At 73.2% G+C, this 18,462-nt stretch carries 11 protein-coding genes; 2 read left to right on the top strand and 9 right to left on the bottom strand.

Going from position 1 to position 18,462, the window contains the following annotated elements; genetic code table 11:
- Positions 1 to 47 precede the first annotated feature (47 nt).
- On the top strand, positions 48 to 1,280 hold the full coding sequence (locus tag FBY22_RS19310) for a cytochrome P450 (RefSeq protein WP_142147121.1): 1,233 nt from the start codon (positions 48 to 50) through the stop codon (positions 1,278 to 1,280).
- Between the two features lie 520 nt (positions 1,281 to 1,800).
- On the opposite strand, the gene FBY22_RS19305 is transcribed toward FBY22_RS19310, so the two are convergent.
- The 9 genes from FBY22_RS19305 to FBY22_RS19265 form a co-directional block, all read right to left on the bottom strand.
- Positions 1,801 to 3,105, bottom strand: a complete 1,305-nt coding sequence (locus FBY22_RS19305) for an NAD(P)/FAD-dependent oxidoreductase (protein ID WP_142147120.1) — start codon at positions 3,103 to 3,105, stop codon at positions 1,801 to 1,803.
- A 52-nt stretch (positions 3,106 to 3,157) separates the two neighbouring features.
- Positions 3,158 to 4,177, bottom strand: a complete 1,020-nt coding sequence (locus FBY22_RS19300; protein WP_260844940.1) for a zinc-binding dehydrogenase — start codon at positions 4,175 to 4,177, stop codon at positions 3,158 to 3,160.
- A 33-nt stretch (positions 4,178 to 4,210) separates the two neighbouring features.
- The gene (locus FBY22_RS19295) at positions 4,211 to 5,704 is read right to left on the bottom strand and encodes an aldehyde dehydrogenase (protein WP_142147118.1); all 1,494 of its coding nucleotides are present in this window, start codon (positions 5,702 to 5,704) and stop codon (positions 4,211 to 4,213) included.
- A gap of 53 nt (positions 5,705 to 5,757) precedes the next feature.
- Positions 5,758 to 7,299, bottom strand: a complete 1,542-nt coding sequence (locus tag FBY22_RS19290) for a GMC family oxidoreductase (protein ID WP_142147116.1) — start codon at positions 7,297 to 7,299, stop codon at positions 5,758 to 5,760.
- 62 nt (positions 7,300 to 7,361) lie between these two features.
- Positions 7,362 to 8,606 carry a cytochrome P450 gene (locus FBY22_RS19285; RefSeq protein WP_142147115.1) on the bottom strand — a complete coding sequence of 415 codons (1,245 nt, stop codon included), beginning with the start codon at positions 8,604 to 8,606 and terminating at the stop codon, positions 7,362 to 7,364.
- 119 nt (positions 8,607 to 8,725) lie between these two features.
- Entirely contained in the window at positions 8,726 to 10,090 is a 1,365-nt protein-coding gene (locus FBY22_RS19280) for an aspartate kinase (protein ID WP_142147113.1), read from the bottom strand.
- Between the two features lie 104 nt (positions 10,091 to 10,194).
- Entirely contained in the window at positions 10,195 to 11,307 is a 1,113-nt protein-coding gene (locus FBY22_RS19275) for a 3-dehydroquinate synthase II family protein (RefSeq protein ID WP_142147111.1), read from the bottom strand.
- Positions 11,308 to 11,428: 121 nt separating this feature from the next.
- Positions 11,429 to 12,262 (bottom strand): 2-amino-3,7-dideoxy-D-threo-hept-6-ulosonate synthase, encoded by an 834-nt coding sequence (locus FBY22_RS19270; protein WP_142147109.1) that lies wholly within the window; start codon positions 12,260 to 12,262, stop codon positions 11,429 to 11,431.
- A 178-nt stretch (positions 12,263 to 12,440) separates the two neighbouring features.
- Positions 12,441 to 13,523, bottom strand: coding sequence for a ParB N-terminal domain-containing protein (locus FBY22_RS19265; protein WP_160159907.1), 1,083 nt, complete (start codon positions 13,521 to 13,523; stop codon positions 12,441 to 12,443).
- 1,245 nt (positions 13,524 to 14,768) lie between these two features.
- On the opposite strand from FBY22_RS19265, the gene car reads away from it, so the two are divergent.
- A complete protein-coding gene (gene car / locus FBY22_RS19260) occupies positions 14,769 to 18,284 on the top strand; it encodes a carboxylic acid reductase (protein WP_399211492.1) in 3,516 nt (1,171 codons plus the stop codon).
- Positions 18,285 to 18,462 lie beyond the last annotated feature (178 nt).

The following is an 18,462-nucleotide window of genomic DNA, read 5'->3' as shown; positions in this document are numbered from 1 at the left end:
AAAGCCGACGTAACCCGCCCCTCCGATCCGAAGTCAGGAAGTCCCCCATGACAACAGCCCTGTCCGTCACCCGTTGCCCGGTCCTGGATCCCACCGGCCGGGCGATGCACGCAGAAGCCACCGCGCTGCGCGAGGCACCCGCCGTGCTGGTGGAGCTTCCCGGCCCCGTGCGCGCCTGGGCGGTCACCCGGCACAGCGTCATCCAGGCGCTCACCAACGACCCGCGCGTCTCGCGCGACATACGACAGCACTGGCCCGACCTGGCCCGCATGCCCGACGGCTGGCCGCTGGCCGCCCTCGCCCTGCAGCAGAGCTTCTTCAACTTCTACGGCGAGGAGCACCGCACCTCCCGGCGCCGCGTCGCCGGGACGTTCTCCCCGCGGCAGGTCGAACGCATGCGTCCGCAGGTGCAGGCGACCGCCGACCGGCTGATCGACGCGCTGGCCGCTCTGCCCCCGGGGGCGGTCGCCGACATCCGCCAGGCCCTGGCCCTGCCCCTGACCATCACCGTCATCTGCGACCTGTTCGGCGTCCCCGGCCACCTGCGCACCAAGATCGGCACCGGGATCGACGCGGTCCTGAACTCCTCCCTCGGCCCGCAGGAGGCTCGTGCCGCCAACGACACCCTGTACGAGCGGCTCGGCGAACTGCTGCGCTACAAGCGCCAGCACCCGGCGGCCGACCTGACCAGCGACCTGCTGCTGCCCTCCGACCCGGGCCAGGAGCCACTGTCGGAGGACGTCCTGCTCGGCACGCTGTTCCTCATGATCGGCGCCGGTTACGAGACCACCGTCAACCTCATCACCAGCGCCGTCCACGCCGTGCTCGGCCACCCCGGGACCCTCACCCGCATCCACGAGGGGACCATCGAGTGGAAGGACGTCATCGAGGAGACGCTGCGCATCGAGGGACCGATCATGCACATACCGATGCGCTGCGCCCTGGAGGACATCGACCTGGGCGAAGGCGTCGTCATCCGCAAGGGTGACGCGATCACCGTCGCCTTCGCGGCCGCCGGACGCGACCCGGAACTGCACCCGCAGTGCCCCGAACGCTTCGACCCCACGCGGTCCAGCAAGGAACACCTCGCGTTCGGCCACGGACCTCATTTCTGCCTCGGCGCGCACCTCGCCCGCCTCGAAGCGGACGTCGCCCTGAGCACGCTCTTCCGCCGGCTGCCCGAGCTCGCCCTGGCGCACCCCGGCCAGGAGCCCCCACGCGTGGAGTCCTTCATCATCAACGGGCCCCAGCGCCTGGAGGTCGTACCGCGACCGGCCTGACGTCACCCACGCCGCCGGCGCCGCCCGCCAGGAACCTGGGGCGGCGCCGGCGGCGTGTTCGTGTCCTCGGCCCCGCGTCCATGGCCCGCTCCCCCGCCGTCCGGCCGGGATCACGTCCCGGCCGGCGCCGCCCCCCGCTGAACGGCGAAGGGGCCCCGGTCTGTTGACCGGGGCCCCTTTCGTTCGGGTCGTCACGCCCCGTCCGGCGCGGCCACCGACGAGGCCTCGGGGCCGGGCGAGAGCAACACGGCACACAGCGGCAGGGCGCAGCGGCACAGGAGCGCAGCTGGGCCGGACGGCTCCGGCATGCCGGTCACACAGCGGCACAGCACGGCCCGGGCAGCGCCGGGGCCGGCAGCAAGCGGCACAGCACGGGCCGGCCGCCGGCACGCAGCAACCCACCGCGGCGCCGCACGGCCCGGAGGGCGTTCGAGCCCGCCGGCAGCACAGCGGCGCCCGGCGGGTTTTCCCGCCGGACGCCGCTGCCCGCGTCGTGCGGGGTGCCGAAGGCGGCTCGAGTTCAGCCCCAGAGCCGGCCGAGTGCCGCCGGGGAGCGGTGGCGCAGGGTGTTGTCGAGCTGGACGGCGCGGGCGACCCGCTCGGCCTGGATCCGAGTGGAGGCGATGAGCAGCGGCATCACCGAACCGCCCTCGGGCAGGCCCGCGTAGTACAGCCCCGGCAGGGTGCCGGCCCCCGCACGGTGCACCGGCATGCCGCTGTCGTCCAGGGCGGCGGGGGGCAGGATGCGGTAGTCGGGGACGAATCCCGTGGCCCAGACGATCGACGTGATGTTCCGGTCGGCCAGGTCCAGCTTGTCACCGTAGTCCGCGAACAGCGAGTCGTCGAAGGGGGCTTGGGGCGTGGCCTCGGGCACGACCAGACCGTGCTGTTCTATCGCGGTGTCGATGGCCGCCAGGAGTTCGGACTCGGCGCGGGCGGCGGCCCGCGCGATGGCGCGGACGTTGTCCTCCAGCAGCAGGACCTCGCCCTGCGCACCGCGGACGGTGCCGACGAGGGTGACGCCCTTGCGGGCCAGCACACCGAGGTTGAGGTCACGGCCGCCGGCCTTGCCGGTGAGCACCGACACGCCGGGCAGGACCGGAGAGTTGCCGCGGCCGCCGGAGGCGGACTCCAAGTTGCCCTCCAGCGGCAGCAGTTGCAGCCAGTCCAGGACCTGGGCGCCGCGGTAGCGGCGCGGCGAGGTCTTGTGCCGGCCGACCGCCAGGTACACCTGCCGGCCGGCGTCGCTGAGGTCCTCGGCGATCTGCTGGCCGCTGTTGCCCGAGCCGACGACGAGCACCGCGCCGGGCGGCAGGGACTGGGGGGTGCGGTAGTAGCGGGTGTGCAGCTGGGTGATGGACGGGTCGATCCGGGCGGTCAGTTCGGGCAGGCGCGGCGCGCAGTAGCCGCCGAGGGCGGCGACGACGTTGCGGGCCTCGACGCTGTGGCCGTTGTCCAGGTGGAGGCGGAAGCGTGCGTCGGGGTGGGCGGGGGCCTCGAGGGGTGCCTCGATGCTCTGTACGGGCGTGTGTTCGCGTACGTCGATGCCCGCCTCGGTCACGTAGCGCCGCAGCCGCGCGGCGACCTCGCGGGCGGGCATGTAGCCCTCGGGGTCGTCGCCGTCGTAGGGCATGCCGGGGAAGGTGACGGTCCGGTTGGGCGTGTTGACGCGCAGGCTCTCCCAGCGCTCCTTCGCCCAGGCCTGGCCGATCTCTCCCCGCTCGAAGACCACCGCCCGGTAGCCGAGCCGGGCGAGTGAGCCCGCGACCGAGCACCCTTGCTGGCCCCCTCCGACGACGGCGGTCTCGACGAACTCGGTCATCATTGCTGCGCTCCTGGTCCGCTGGGGATGTGGTGTCTGCTCGCGCGGTGGTGCGTCATGGGCCGGTTCGCCCGCCGGTGGCGTCGGCCCAGGGCAGCACGACCGTCTTGCCGGTGGCCTGGTCGGCCTCCATGCGGCGGTGGGCGGTCACGATGTCGTCCAGGGCGAAGACGCGGTCGAGGTTCGGCCGGTAGACGCCCGTCTCGACCTCGTCGACGATCCGCTGCAACAGGGCCTGGCCGCTGCTGCCCTTGAGGGTGTCGCTGTGGAAGGCGGTGAGCCTGGTCCCGGTCGGGATCATGGCGATCGGTTCGAAGTCGGGGAGCAGCCAGCCGCTGAGCGAGCCCGCCACGCACACCGTCCCGCCGCGGCGCACCAGCCGCAGCGAGTCGGGCACGCTGTGGGTGCCCACCAGGTCCAGGACGTGGTCCGGTCCCTCGGGCCATAGCGTGTGCAGGGCATCGGCCGGCGGCCGGCCGTCGTCAAGGAGGACGTGGTCGACGCCGGCGGCCTTCAGTGCGTCGGCCTTGCCCCGGTTGCGGGTGGTGGCCGCGGTCTCGATGCCGTGGGCGGCGGCGATCTGGGCCGCGGCCAGCCCCACCGAGGAGGTTCCGCCGCGGATCAGCAGCCGTCCCCCGCCGGGCAGGATGCCCAGGGCGTCCAGGGCGCCGTGCGCGGTCAGGTAGGTCTCGGGCAGCGCGGCCAGTACCTCCCACGGCAAGGTGGTGGTCACCGGTATCAGCAGGGCGTTGGGCAGCAGCGCGTACTGCGCGTAGCCGCCGTCGAACTCCCGGCCCATTTCACCCATGACCGCGGCGACCGTCGTCCCGGCCGGCAGCCGGGGGTCGGTGGAGTCGGCCACGGTACCCACGCACTCGATGCCGAGCACGCGGGGGAAGCGGACGCCCGGGGAGTGTCCCTGGCGGGTCCTGAGTTCGGAGCGGTTCAGGCCCGCACCCTCCACGCGGACCAGGCTCCAGCCCTTGCGGACCTCGGGGATGGGCAGGTCGCGGATCTGCAGGACCTCGGGACCGCCCGCCGCCACGCAGAGCGCCGCGCGCATCGTCGTACTCACAGGCCACCACCTTCGCGGATGTCCGGATCCCGGTCAGGCTTCGTCGACGACGTCGAGGGAGGGCGCCCAGCGGGGGATCTCCTCGCGGCCGGAGGGCAGGCGCAGGCTGCGGCTGAAGCTGTACTCCTGCAAGGTCTCCAGGGCGTGCTCGCGGCCGTAGCCGCTGGCGCCCACGCCGCCGAACGGGGTGCCGGTGAAGGCGCGGTTGTAGTGGTTGACGAACACGATGCCGGCCCGCAGTTCGCGGCTGACCCGCAGGGCGCGCTCGGAGTCGCGGGTGAACACGCCGGCGACCAGGCCGAACTCGGTGCCGTTGGCGATGCGGACGGCCTCGGCCTCGTCCGCGAAGGGGATCAGGCACACGACGGGCCCGAAGATCTCCTCATGGGCGATGCGCATGTCGGGGCTGACGCCGGTGAACAGGGTCGGCGGCACGTAGTAGCCGTCGGCCAGTTCGGGGTCGGTGGGCAGGGGTGCCTGCGCGGCGATGGTGGCGCCCTCGGCGACGCCGATGTCCAGGTAGTCCAGTACCCGCCGGCGCTGTGCGGGGCTGACCAGGGGGCCGACGTGGGTGCCGGCGTCGGAGCCGGCGCCGACCTTGAGCCGGCGGACGGCGGATGCGAGGCGGCGGGCCACCTCGTCGTGCAGGTCGGCGTGGACCAGGATGCGGGAGGAGGCGGTGCAGGCTTCGCCCTGGTTGAAGTAGCCGCCCTCGACGGCCCAGCGCAGCGCCGAGTCCACATCCGCGTCGTCGAAGATCATCAGGGCGTTCTTGCCGCCGAGTTCCAGCAGCGTCGGCGTCAGGTTGTCGGCGGCCGTCTTGATCACGGACCGGCCCGTGGTGGGGGCGCCGGTGAAGGAGATCTTGCCGACCAGCTTGTGGCCGGCCAGGTGGGCGCCGACCTCGCCGCCGCCGGGCACGATGTGCACGACATCGTCCGGCAGTACGGACTGCACCAGCTCAGCGATGCGCAGCACCGACAGGGGTGCCTGCTCCGGCGGCTTCATGACCACGGCGTTGCCCGCCGCCAGGGCGGGGGCGAGCTTGCCCGCGGTGTGCAGCGGGGGCCAGTTGAACGGCACGATCGCGCCCACCACGCCGAACGGCTCGCGCACCGTGACGTCGAGCATGCTGCCGGAGTCGCGGACCTGGCCGGGCATCGCCTCGCACAGGCCGGCGAACATCTCGAAGATGGTGGCCGCGCCCTCCAGGTCGAACTGGCGGGCCTGGGTGAACGGCTTGCCGTTGTCGCTGGACTCCAGGGCCGCGATCTCGTCGGCGTGCTCGCGGATGACCTGGGCGACCTTGTACAGCCAGCGGCCTCGTTCGCGCGGGGTGCGGGCCTTCCAGGCGTAGTGGGCTTCGTGGGCGGTCCTGACCGCCTCGTCCACCCGGTCGGCGTCGGCCCCCTGGATGACCGTCAGGGGCCGGCCGGTGGCCGGGTCGTCCACGGTGAAGCGGTCGGCGTCGTTCTCGGACGACCAGCGGGTGCGCAGGACAGTTACGGCTTCGACGGTCGTGGACACGGGTTCCTCCTGATAGGGCGCCGGGCAGGTCCGGCTCGGTCTGGTGGTGGTGCTCAGGGGCGCGGGGCGAGTCGTTCGCACAGCACCGAGGCGATCCGCTCGGCGACCACGATGGCGGGGACGTTCGTGGCGACGCGGGGCATCGCCGGGAACACCGAGGCGTCCGCGACGGTGAGTTGCTCCACGCCGCGCACGGCGCCGTCGGCGTCGACCACGGCGCCCGGGTCACCGGGCCGGCCCATGCGCATCGTGGCGCTGCCGTGGTTGTAGTGCGCCGGGGCGCGGCGCACGGCGTCGGCCAGTTCCCGGTCGCTGATGTCCGGGCCCGGGATCCGCTCGTCGGCCAGCAGGTCGGCCAGCGGGCGGGTGCGGGCCAGGCGGCGGGCCAGACGGACCCCGTCGGCGACCCGTTCGGCGTCGTCGGCGGCGGTGTACAGGCCGAGGTCGATCGTCGGCGCGTCCCGGGGGTCGCGTGAGGCCAGCCGTACGCTTCCGCGGGAGCGGGGCTGGACGCAGGAGACGAAGAAGACCATGTCCCAGCCGGTGGGGTGGTTTGCGGCGCGGGGCACGAACTGCTCGGGCAGGCTGCCGGCCGGTACGGCCGCCGAGGGCAGGATCTGGACGTCGAAGTCGGGCTCGTGCGGCCCGGTGGCGACGCTGAGGACGCTGCCGAACACCGAGCGGGCCTGGGTCTGGGGCGGCTTGGCCGCGTGGACGTTCCAGTAGGCGGGGTGCTCGGTGAGGTTGCGTCCCACCCCGGGCAGGTCGGCCACCACGTCGATGCCGAGCGCCGTCAGCTCGCCGCGGTCGCCGATGCCCGAACGCAGGGCGATGGCGGGCGAGTTGTAGGCGCCGGCGCTGAGCACGACGTGCCGGGCGGGGATCTCCTCCCCGGTGTCCAGCCGTACCCCCTGGGCCCGGGTGCCGTGGAACAGCACCCGGTCGACCAGCGTGTCGCCGCGCACCTGCAGGTTGGGCCTCTCGCGCACGGGGTTGAGGTAGCCGATGGCGGTGCTCAGCCGGATGCCGTCGGCCGCGCTGAGGGGGGTGCGGGCGAATCCCGGTACACCGGGCGCGTTGAAGTCGGCGACCTCCGGGTGCCCCAGGCGTGCACCGGCCTGCTGGGCGGCGACGGCGTGGGGGCCGAGGTCCTGGGGGGCGGGCAGCGTCATGCGGTAGGGGCCGTGCAGGCCGTGGTACTTCTCCTCGCCGTAGGGGTAGTGCTCCATCCGCTGGTAGAGGGGGAGCATCCGCGCATAGCCCCAGGCCGGGCCGGCCTGGGTGGCCCACGCGTCGTGGTCGGCGGGGCGGGCCCGCATGGCGACGCAGACGTTGACGGCCGAGCTGCCGCCGATGACGCGGCCCCGCGGCACGGGCACCTCGTTGCCGAAGGCGTCCGGGACGGAGCGGTAACCCCAGTCGTAGGTGTACGGGGCGTAGGTGGCGTCCTTGATGCCGGCGGGTGTGTCGTCGGTGGTGGCGAAGTCGGGGCCCGCCTCCAGCAGCAGGACCGAGCGCCGCGGGTCGGCACTGAGCCGGTTGGCCAGGACGCAGCCGGCGGATCCGCCGCCGACCACGATCACGTCGTAGGTCATGGCGGCCGCCTACAGGGTCCCGGGCCGGCCGGCGGCGCGACGCGGGCCGAGCGCTGGTGCGGTCATGATGCGGCCTCTCGCAGCGGCGGGACGTTCCAGTGCAGGTGCAGTTCCTCGAATCCGCGGGCGATGACGAGGCGTTCGCGGGTGCGGGAGCCGGCGGGGCCCAGGCGCAGCCCGGGGAGGCGGTCGAAGAGCAGCGGGATGGCGACGCGCAGCTGCAGCCGGGCCAGGGAGGCGCCGAGGCAGGCGTGGACGCCGCGGCCGAAGGCCATCTGGTGCCGGCGGGGCCTGCCGGTGAGTGAGAACTCGTCCGGGTTGTCGAAGACGCAGCCGTCCCGGTTGGCGGAGCCCCAGTGGACCATCACGCGGTCGCCGGGCACGAGGTGCCTGCCGCCCAGTTCCGTCGCGCGCGTCACGGTGCGGAACAGGCCCTGCACGGGGGACTCGAAGCGCAGGATCTCCTCGACCATCGCCTCGGCGGAGGCCTGGCCCGCGCGCAGGGCGGCGAGCTGGCCGGGGTTCTCCAGCAGGGTGACCAGGCCGTTGCCGATGGCGCGGGTGACCGTGACGTGCCCGGCGATGATCAGGTTCATCACGATGCGCATCAGTTCCACGTCGTCGAGCCCGTGCTCGGCGCCGTACTGCGCCAGCGAGGAGACCAGCGAGTCCTGGCCGGCCCGGTCGGTGTCCTGCAGCAGGCCCATCACGTAGTGCTGCATGGTGACGACGTCGCGGGCCCACTCGGCGCGTTCGGCCGGCTCGCCGGTGCCGACGGACAGCTTCAGCCAGTTGGAGCTCCACTGCCGCAGCAGCGGCACGTCCTTCGGAGGCATGCCCAGGATCCGGGCCATGACGATCAGTGGCAGGGGCCAGGCGTAGCCCTCGATGATGTCGGTCCGGCCGTCGGCGGCGAACCGGTCGATCAGCTCCTCGGCGGTGTCCCGGATGAAGGGCTCCAGGGCCGCCACGCGCCGCGGTGTGAAGACGCGGTTGACGGCCACGCGCAGCCGGGTGTGCTCCTCGCCGTCGCTCTCGGTCAGGTTCGGCGTCAGCGCCCAGCCTTCGGCCAGGACCTGCTTGACCTCGTCGGACTCGGGTCCCGCGGTGATCCGTACCGCGCTCTCGGAGGAGAAGGTCTCGGGGTCGTGGACGACGCGGGCCACGTCCTCGTGGCGGGTGAGGATCCAGATGTCCCGGCCGGAGTCGTGGAGCACCGGGCACTGCGCGCGCAGCTGCGCGTAGAGGGGGTAGGGGTCGGCCAGTTGCTCGTCGGAGGTGGGGTCGAAGGTCGGCGTGGCGGTCATCGAAGGCCCTCCGGCCCCGGCCCGCCGGCCAGGCCGCGCGGGGTCGGCCCGCCCGGACGGCCGGGGTCGAGTGGGATGACGGACATCGGTGTTCTCCCTCGTGGTGTGGGGGGCCAAGGTCACTCGGCGGCGGCCAGGGCGGGCATCGCGACGTCGAGCCGGCCCGGCTCGGCGGCCAGCGGCCAGGCAGGGCGGGTGTGGTCGGCGTCCGCCGGGTGGACCAGGGGCGTCACCGGCTCGGACAGGAAGGTGTCGTGGACGATCTGGGTGGCCGCGGCCAGGTCGCTGCGGCCGGTCAGCACGCTGAGCCGGTTGGAGGTGACGTGGAGGTCGGTGCGGGCGGCGCCGACCGAGCGCAGGGCTTCCAGCAGCCGCAGCGGTGCGTGGGGCTGGCGGCCGATGCCCAGGCCGACGACGGACAGCCGGGCCAGGTTCGACGTCCAGTGCGCCTCGTCGAGGCGGATGCCGCGGTCGGTGTCGGCGAGCAGTTCCCGCATCTCCTCCACGCTGTCCTCGGGCAGCGTGAGCGCGATGTCGCCGGCGTCCTCGGTGCCGAGGTTGCCGTAGCGGCGCAGCTCGACCTCGGTCTCGCGCTCGACCAGTTCGCCGAGCAGGCGCAGGACGTGGTCGGAGGTGATGCGCCGCAGCACGCAGCGCACCAGGCCGGAGCGCCCGGCGACCCCGGCGATTCCGCGCAGGCGGCCCGCGGGCGTCCAGAACTCCCCCGCCGCCGCCCCGGCGGCGCGCCGGCCGTCGCCGACCCAGGTCTGCGGGCCGATCGCGGCACTGTTGGAGCGCACCTTCAAATCGACGCCGTGGGTGCGCGCGTAGTCGACCGAGTCGGAGGCGAGCACCTTGGCGCCGCTGACGGCCAGTTCGGCCATCTCCTCGTACAGCAGGGAGGTGTGGCGGCGGGCGCCGGCGACCGTGCGGGGGTCGGCGGTGTAGACGCCGGCGACGTCGGTGACGATCTCGCAGTGGTCCGCGCCGAGTGCGGCGGCCAGGGCGACTCCGGTGGTGTCGGAGCCGCCGCGGCCCAGGGTGGTGCGGGCCCCGGTGGCGATCGACTCGCCCTGGAAGCCCGCGACGACGGGTACGGCTCCGCGGGCCAGCTCCTCGCGCAGCCGGCGCGGGTCCACCTCCACGATCGTGGCCCGGCCGTGGCGGTGGTCGGTGCGGATGCCCGCCTCGGGACCGCTGAACGAACGGCTCGCGACACCCTGGTGGTTCAGCGCCAGCGAGAGCAGTCCGGCGGAGGCGGCCTCGCCCGTGCACAGCAGGGCGTCCAGTTCGCGTGGATCGGGGCGGGCGGTCACCGCGGAGGCCAGGCGCAGCAGTTCGTCGGTGGCCCCGCCCATGGCGGACACGACCACGACGACCTGGTTGCCGTCCTCGCGCGCCGCCCGGATCTGCCGTGCAGCTTCGATGACCTTGTCAGGTGTGGCGACCGACGTTCCGCCGTATTTCTGCACTATGAGCGCCATCTCACGCACTCTCTTCCGTCAAATCCGTGGGACGTAAAGGACGTGGCCCCGGCGCCGCGGTGACCGCCGCATCCCGCGGGCGGTCACGTGAGCGGCGCGGGCTTTCACTGCTCGTGGAGGAACTCCCGGATCGCGTAGCCGACGTGGCGCTGGTCGGTCATGGTGTGGCCGAGGATGACGTCGCCGGGCCGCAGCTCGGTGAAGTTGTGCACGCTGCCGCCGGGGCCGAGCGCCCGCACGTGCCAGTCGTCCTGGCCGACCATGTCCACGAGCTGGCCGCTGCGGGTGCGGGCCTCGATGCGCAGCATGGGGCGGGACTCCATCTTGATCCGGCCCACGACCACGGTGCGCACGCTGCCGTCGGTGCTGACGGCCAGGATCTCCGACCCGCAGTGCAGCTCGGACAGGTACTGGGTGCGGTTGCCGGGCGTGAGGGTGTAGGAGGACAGGGCGGCGGCGTTCACCCGGAACGGGCGGGTGGGCATGTACGGCAGCGGGTGGGTCTCGCTGCTGACGAGGACCAGGCCGGTGGAGTAGGAGCCGACCAGGATGCCCTCGTTGGGCCGCAGGTGGGAGCAGGTGTCGACGCAGACGCGGTCGCCCAGGCCGAGGTGGGTGAGCTGGACGATCTCCAGCTCCTCCATCTCCAGGGAGGCGGCCTCGCCCCGGGTGACCTGCATCAGCTCGGTGGCCTCGCCGACCCGCTTGGGGGCCAGGAGCACCGCGTCCGAGCCGCGCTCCAGCACACCGAGGGTGGTGGCCGCGTCCTCGACGTCCTCGACGACGGTGACGATGGAACCCTTGGCCTTGTCGGCCGCGGCGAGCAGGATCTCCAGCGGGATCTTGCTGGGGTCCTGGCGGAACTCCACCAGGGTCAGGTCGGCCTCGTTGGCGATCCGGCAGGCGAGGTCGAGGGTCTGCTCGTCCAGCACCTTGACCAGGACACCGGAGCGCAGGCCGGGACGCAGTCCCTCGAACTTCTCGGCGATGCTGTGGTCGGCGATGAGGATGTCGACCACCTCGACGAGCTGGTCGATCAGGGTGGTGGGGGTCTCCCCGGTGACCACGGCGGCCTTCTGCACGTTCGGCGGGACCTTGCCGGCCAGTTCGGGGTCGTCCAGCACCACGGTCTCGATGCCGATGTGGGTGCTTTCCTCGACGATGGCGGTGGCCAGTTCGGAAGCGGTGCCGCGGAGGTCGATCCAAGCGGATTTCATGTTCGCACCTTTGATTGTGGGTGGCTTGGCTGTCGGGGTCGCGCCTGGCTGTCGGTGACGGGTCGTCACGATGTGCGGTGGGGGGTGGCCGGCCCGGAGGGGGACGGCCGGGGGGTGCGGGTCAGACGGTCGCCTCGGACAGTTCCTGGCGCAGGACGGCCAGGTCCTCGAGCGAGCGGGGTCCGGCGTGGACGCGGCGGGCCACCGAGCGGGCCAGTCCGCCCGGGTCCGCCGCCTGGAAGACGTTGCGTCCGACGGCGACGCCGAGCACGCCGGACTCCATCGTGCTGTCGATGAGGTCGAGGAACGTGCCGGTGTCCTCCAGGACGCCGCCGCCGGCGGTGACGACCGGGATCGGACTGGCCGCGACGACCTCGCGCATCGTCAGGGGCGAGCCGGTGTAGGGCAGCTTGACGATGTCGGCGCCGAGGTCGGCGGCGACGTTCGCGGCGTGGGCCAGCAGGACCGGGTCCCTGGGGTCGGTGATGCGGGGGCCGCGCGGATAGACCATCGCCAGCAGCGGCAGCCCGTAGCGTGCGCACTGGCCGGCGACCGCGCCGAGGTCGGTGAGCTGGGCGGCCTCGGTGTCCGACCCGAGGTTGATGTGCACGCTGACGCCGTCGGCGCCCAGGGCGACCGCCTCTTCCACGGCGCCCACCAGGATCTTGGCGTCCTTGTCCGGCGCGTGCTGGGTGCTGCCGTTGAGGTGGACGATCAGCGCCATCCGGCCGAGCGCCTCGGCCGGCAGGAACCTCACGCGCCCCTTGTGGACGATGATCCCGTCGACCTCGTTGGCGGCCATTTCCTCGACGAGTTTCGTGAATCCGGCGGCGGATGCCACCGGGCCGTCGGCCAGCGAGTGGTCGAGCGGAACCAGGAACGTCGTCCCGGAAGCCGAGTGGACAATTCGCTGAACCCGGCGATCCTTTCCGGTCCAGCCGTATGCATCGGTCATTTTTATCAACACCCCGTCCCAAACCCAGATGACCAGATCAGTTGTCCGGTGCGCATTCGGCGCGCTTTCTGCGGAAGTTTTTCTGCGGTGTTTCCGGTGTTGCCTCAACGACCAAACCAAGGAATTCACCGGCCCGTCAAGCCCCGCATTTTTCTCGCTTTTATGTGTTTGACGCGGGCTACTTCTGCCCGGGCGGCTGCGCCCGGCGCTGCGACACGCGCGCGGCAAGGTCCTGCCACGCCTGCACGCTGGCCTGCGCGAGTTCGGCGACGAAGTCGAGACAGTGGTCGGGCAGGTCCAGGACGAGTCCCTCCTGCGCCTGCGGGTCGATGGCGGCCACCGCGAGGATGCTCAGCAGCAGCCGGCCGGACTGGTTGAAGCGCAGGGAGGGATCGGTGCGCAGGGAGCGCAGCAGCGCGGTGGACCGGTCGAGCTTGCCCTGCCCCGAGGACGCGGCCTGTGCGCGCCCGGTCTCCGTGTGGCGCGCGGGCGGCAGACGGCGCTGATCGGGGGGCACGGCCGCCCTGGTCTCGCGGCGGCGCTGATCGGGGATCACGGCCCTGGTCTCGCGGTGGAGCTGGTCGCGTACGTCGCGGACGGTGCCCGGGGACACGCCGGCGACCGCGCTCACCGCCCGCAGGGAGGAGGCGGGTTCGCGCAGGAGCATCTGCCTGGCGCGCTCGCGCCCGGCGGCGGTGCTGACGGGCCGCACGCGGCCGTCCCTGCCGAGCCTGGTCTGCCCGCCGGGCCGGCCGATCGCCTCGCGCAGGGCGGCGATCGTCTTGGGCGAGAGCCCGACGGCCGACGCTATGGCGCGGTTGGACCAGCCTTCCTGCTCGCACAGGATGCGGGTGCCCGCCGCCTTCCGGTCGGCCAGCGACAGCGGCAGTCCGTGCCGTACGTTCAGCCGGACCGCCAGGACGAAGGCGCTCGCGTCGTCGCCGTCGAACCAGCGCGCCCGGATGGTCTGTTGCCCCCGTAACCGGGCTGCGCGGACCCGGTGCACGCCGTCGATGACCCGGTTGGTGCCGCGCTGCACGACGATGGGCGGCAGCTCGGCCTGCGATTCCGCCAGGACCCGTATGTGCTCGCCGCTCTCCCCCGCGGAGCGCGGCGAACAGGACAGATCCAGGTCCGCGATCGGTATCCATTCCGTTTCTGTGCCGGCGTCCGGTCCGGCGTAGGGCGCCTCGGCGTCCACGGGATCCGGCGGGTGAACGCGCGCGTCCCGTTGCTGGAGCACTGCTTCGCTGTCTGCCACGTTCGACCACTCCTCAGCCACACCTGCCGCTGCCGGTCAGGGGCCGCAGAGTCTGTGCGCACTCCGACGGACCCACCACAAGAATACCTTCGCCAAGGTATCTTTTACAGCGCTCCGCGCCACCCCCTGCGCGGTGTGCAACCGGGGAAATCCCCGGTTGCACACCGCCGAGCGACGGGGGCGGGCCGTGCCGGCGGACGGACCGGGGGCCAGCCGTACCAGCGTGCAGACAGGGAGCGGGCCGTGCCGGCGGGCAGAGACCACGGGGCCGCACCGCGTCGAGGGGAGCCGTGCAACGGCCGCCGGGGGCGGCGCAGCCCGGGGCCCCCGCGTGCGGTGAGGCGCGCGCACGGTCGCGGACGCGGATCCCGAACACGGACCCGGATCCGAACCGAACCCGGCCCCTGACGCGGGGCGCGGACTGGGAATCGGATGCGGATGCGGGACGCGGGGCGCGAACCCGGACTCGGGGCGCGGTGCGCAGACACGGACGCGGGACGCGACGCGGGCCCGGATCGAACCCAGCCCCCGACGCGGGGCGCGGACCAGGACTCGGATGCGGGACGCGGGGCGCGGACCAGGACTCGGGGCGCGGTGCGCAGACACGGACGCGGGACACGACGCGGGCCCGGATCGAACCCGGCTCCGGACACGGGACGCGGATGCGGACCCGGGATGTGGCCGCGGACCCGAGGCGTGGACGCGGACCCGGGACGCGGCCGCGGACCCGAGGCGTGGACACGGACCCGGGACGCGGACGCGGCCGCGGACCCGAGGCGTGGACCCGGACCCGGATCGAGCCCGGCCCGGGACGCGGAACACGGGACGCGGACACGAGGCGCGGGGCGTGGACCCGGACCCGGGACGCGGCCGCGGACCCGAGGCGTGGACACGGACCCGGATCGAGCCCGGCCCGGGACGCGGAACACGGGACGCGGACACGAGGCGCGGGGCGTGGCGATTTCCTCGACAATCGCGCCCACCCGCACGGGAGCAATTCAGAACGGCGTCGCCGGGCGATTACCCACCTCTCCCCCCACCACCCCGCCACCACCCCGCGACAACCTGGCGCCTTTTTCTCTGTGCGCGCTAAGCTGACCGCGCCTTGGCCACCGGAGCCTTCTGCTCCCATGCGCCGGCCCGGCCCGTGACGGTCTTCTTCGGCTTTCAGCCGGGCTCATGCGCCGGAAAGAATTCGCGGTCAAGAAAGGCGTGGTCATGGGTAATGATTCACCAGGCACCACTGTGCGCGCTTCCGCGGGGAAAACCCGGAAGGAGCGTATTGCCGAATTGTTCCGGGCCGAGCCGGAACTCGCCGACAGCATGCCGGTGGCCGGCGTCTTCGAGGAGAGGGCCGGGCGCGGGCCGCGGCTGTCCGAGATCGTCAGGCGCACCCTTGCGGCGTACGCCGACCGGCCCGCGCTCGGCGAGCGCGCCAGGCAGTACGTCAGCGTGGACGGCCGCGTCACCGCGCGCCTGCTGCCCCGGTTCGACACCATCTCCTACGGCGAGCTGTGGTCCCGGCTGAGCGCGGTCGCCGCGGACTGGTACCACCACCCGCACCACCCGCTGCGCGAAGGCGACTTCGTCGCGATCCTGGGCTTCGCCGGCACCGACTACACCACGGTCGACCTGGCGTGCGGTCAGGTCGGGGCGGTCGCCGTGCCCCTGCACACCAACGCCTCGGTCGACCACATCCGCCACCTGGTGGCGGAGGCCGCCCCCCGCGTCTTCGCCACCAGCACCGACCGGCTGGCGACCGTGCTCGAGGCGCTGGACGGGCAGAGCCACGTACGCCGCATCCTCGTCTTCGACCACCACCCCGAGCTCGCCGAGCACCGGCAGGCGCTGGCGGACGCCGAGCGGCTGCTGGCCGCGGCGGACGCCCCGATGTCGCTGGAGCTGCTGTCCGAGGTGGTCGGCCGCGCGGGCTCGCTGCCGCCGGTGCCCGAACTGCCGCCGGACGACAGCGCGGACGGCGCGCTGTCGGCCCTGATCTACACCTCGGGCAGCACCGGCACGCCCAAGGGCGTGATGTTCCCGGAGTCGACGGTGTCCCTGATGTGGCGCCCGCCCGCGGGGGCCGACCACCAGTACCCGTTGATCACCGCCAACTTCCTGCCGCAGAGCCACCTGGTCGCCAGGAGGCTGGTGATCAAGACGCTGGCCACCGGCGGCACCGCGCACTTCGTGGCCCACAGCGACCTGTCCACCCTCCTGGAGGACCTGGCGCTGATCCGGCCGACCGAGATCGCCATGGTGCCGCGGGTGTGCGAACTGCTCTTCGAGAGCTACCACGCCCAGCTCAACCAGCGCGCGGCACACGGCGAGTTGCACGACGCCGACCACGCCGAGGTGATCGCGTACCTGCGCGACCACGTGCTGGGCGGGCGGGTCATCCACGCTCCTTGCGGGTCCGCCCCGCTCGCCCCGGAGCTGGCCGCCTTCCTCCGCGACGCCCTCGACGTCCCGCTGGTGAACAGCTACGGCACCACCGAGACCGGCCTGGTCATGCTGGACCACCGCGTGCAGAGCCCCCCGGTGCTCGACTACAAGCTCGTGGACGTACCGGAACTGGGCTACTCCACGGCCGACTTGCCCCATCCGCGCGGCGAACTGCTGGTGAAGACCGCCCTGATCACCCCCGGCTACTACCGGCGCCCCGAGGACACCGCCGAGGTGTTCGACCAGGACGGCTACTACCGCACCGGCGACATCATGGCCGAGACCGCCCCCGGCGAACTGGTCTACGTCGACCGGCGCAAGAACGTCCTCAAGCTCTCCCAGGGCGAGTTCGTCGCCCTGTCCAAGGTGGAGGCGGCGCTCGTCGCCAGCCCGCTGGTGCGGCAGGTCTTCGTGTACGGCAACAGCTCCCGCGCCTACCTGCTCGCCGTGGTGGTGCCCACCCCCGAGGCGATCGCGCAGGCCGGCGACGAGGCGGCGCTGAAGGCGGCACTCGTCCGGTCGCTGCACAGCGTCGCCGCGCAGGCCGGTTTGGCGCCGTACGAGGTGCCGCGCGACCTGATCGTCGAGACCGTGCCGTTCAGCCAGGACAACGGTCTGCTGACCGACTCGACCAAACAGCTGCGCCCGCGGCTGAAGGAGCGCTACGGCGAACGCCTCGAACAGCGCTACGCCGAACTCGCCGCGGGTCAGGCCGCGGAGCTGCGCGCGGTGTGGCAGGACCACGACCGCCCGGTGGCCCAGACGGTCGCCCGCGCCGCGCAGGCGCTGCTGCCGGGGCTCGACGTCGAGCCGGACCCCGGGCAGCGCTTCACCGACCTGGGCGGCGACTCGCTGTCGGCGCTGTCGTTCGCGAACCTGCTGCGGGAGGTCTTCGGCGTCGAGGTCTCGGTCGGAACCGTCCTGGGACCGGCCAACACGCTGGGCGAGATCGCCGCCCGCGTGGAGCGGCTGCGCGGCGCCGGCCGGACGCGGCGGGCCACCTTCGCCGCCGTCCACGGCGAGCACGCCACCTCGGTGCGGGCCGAGGACCTCACTCTGGACAAGTTCATCGACGCCGAGACCCTCACCGCGAGCACGGCGCTGCCCCGGCCGGAAGGCGAGCCGCGCACGGTGCTGCTCACCGGGGCCAACGGCTACCTCGGCCGCCTGCTGTGCCTGGAATGGCTCGAGCGCCTGGCCCCGGTGGGCGGCACGCTGGTCTGCCTGGTGCGTGCCGCCGACGACGGCGCCGCCCGGCGGCGTCTGGAGGAGGCCCTGGACAGCGGGGACACCGCGCTCAAGAGCCGCTTCGCCGAACTGACGGCCGACGGCGCGCTGCGCGTGCTGGCCGGCGACATCGGTGCGCCGTGCCTGGGCCTGGGCGAGCGGGACTGGCAGGAGCTGACCGCCACGGTGGACCTCATCGTGCACCCGGCCGCGCTGGTCAACCACGTGCTGCCGTACCGGGAGCTGTTCGAACCCAACGTGGCCGGCACCGCCGAGGTCGTCCGCGCCGCCCTGACCACCCGGCTCAAGCCGGTCGTGTACGTGTCCACCGTGGCCCTGGCCGCCCACGGCACCGCCACCGCGGACGAGGACACCGACATCAGGACCGGCAACCCGCAGCGCGCGATCGACGACCGGCAGGCGGGCGGCTACGCCACCAGCAAGTGGGCCGGCGAGGTGCTGCTGCGCGAGGCCCACGACCTGTGCGGACTGCCGGTGACCGTGTTCCGCTGCGGCATGATCCTGGCGCACGCCCGCTACGCCGGGCAGCTCAACGTGCCGGACACCTTCACCCGCCTGCTGCTGAGCCTGATCGCCACGGGCATCGCACCCGCGTCGTTCTACGGCGGCGCGCAGGACGGACGCCGGCCGCGGGCCCACTACGACGGGCTGCCGGGGGACTTCGTCGCCGCCGCCGTGGCCACCCTGGGCTACCGGAACGCCGAATTCCGGACGTTCAACGTGGTCAACCCGCACGACGACGGCATCTCGCTGGACACCATGGTCGACTGGCTCATCGACAGCGGAATTACCGTCCGCCGGGTCGGCGGCCACCAGCGCTGGCGCGAGCAGTTCGAGGCCGCGCTGCACGGGCTGCCGCAGGCGCAGCGCCCGTACTCCCTGCTGCCGCTGATGGCCGCCTGGCGGGAGCCGCTCACCCCCCGCACGACGTCGGCACTGCCCGCCGAGCGGTTCCGCGCGGCGGTGCGCACCGCCGGCCTCGGCACCGAGCGGGACATCCCGCACCTGTCCCGGCCGCTGGTCGAGAAGTACGTGGCGGACCTGCGGCATCTGGGTCTGATCCCGTAGAAACCCGGGCGCCCCGGGAGGTGACGGTGCGTTGCCTTCCACAGGAGCCGCGCGGTGCGCGGGCCCTGCGGGAGTCCGCCGCCGTGCCCGCGCAGCGCACCGCCGCCCGGAAGGGACGCAGGTGGCGGCCTTCGCGCTCCGCCCCGGCCCCGGCCCTGGAGTGGCCGGGCCGGGGCGG

This window comes from Streptomyces sp. SLBN-31 (genome assembly GCF_006715395.1).
Classification (GTDB): domain Bacteria; phylum Actinomycetota; class Actinomycetes; order Streptomycetales; family Streptomycetaceae; genus Streptomyces.
Note: the sequence above shows the minus strand (reverse complement) of the source record. Positions and strands in the feature narration are given on the sequence as shown.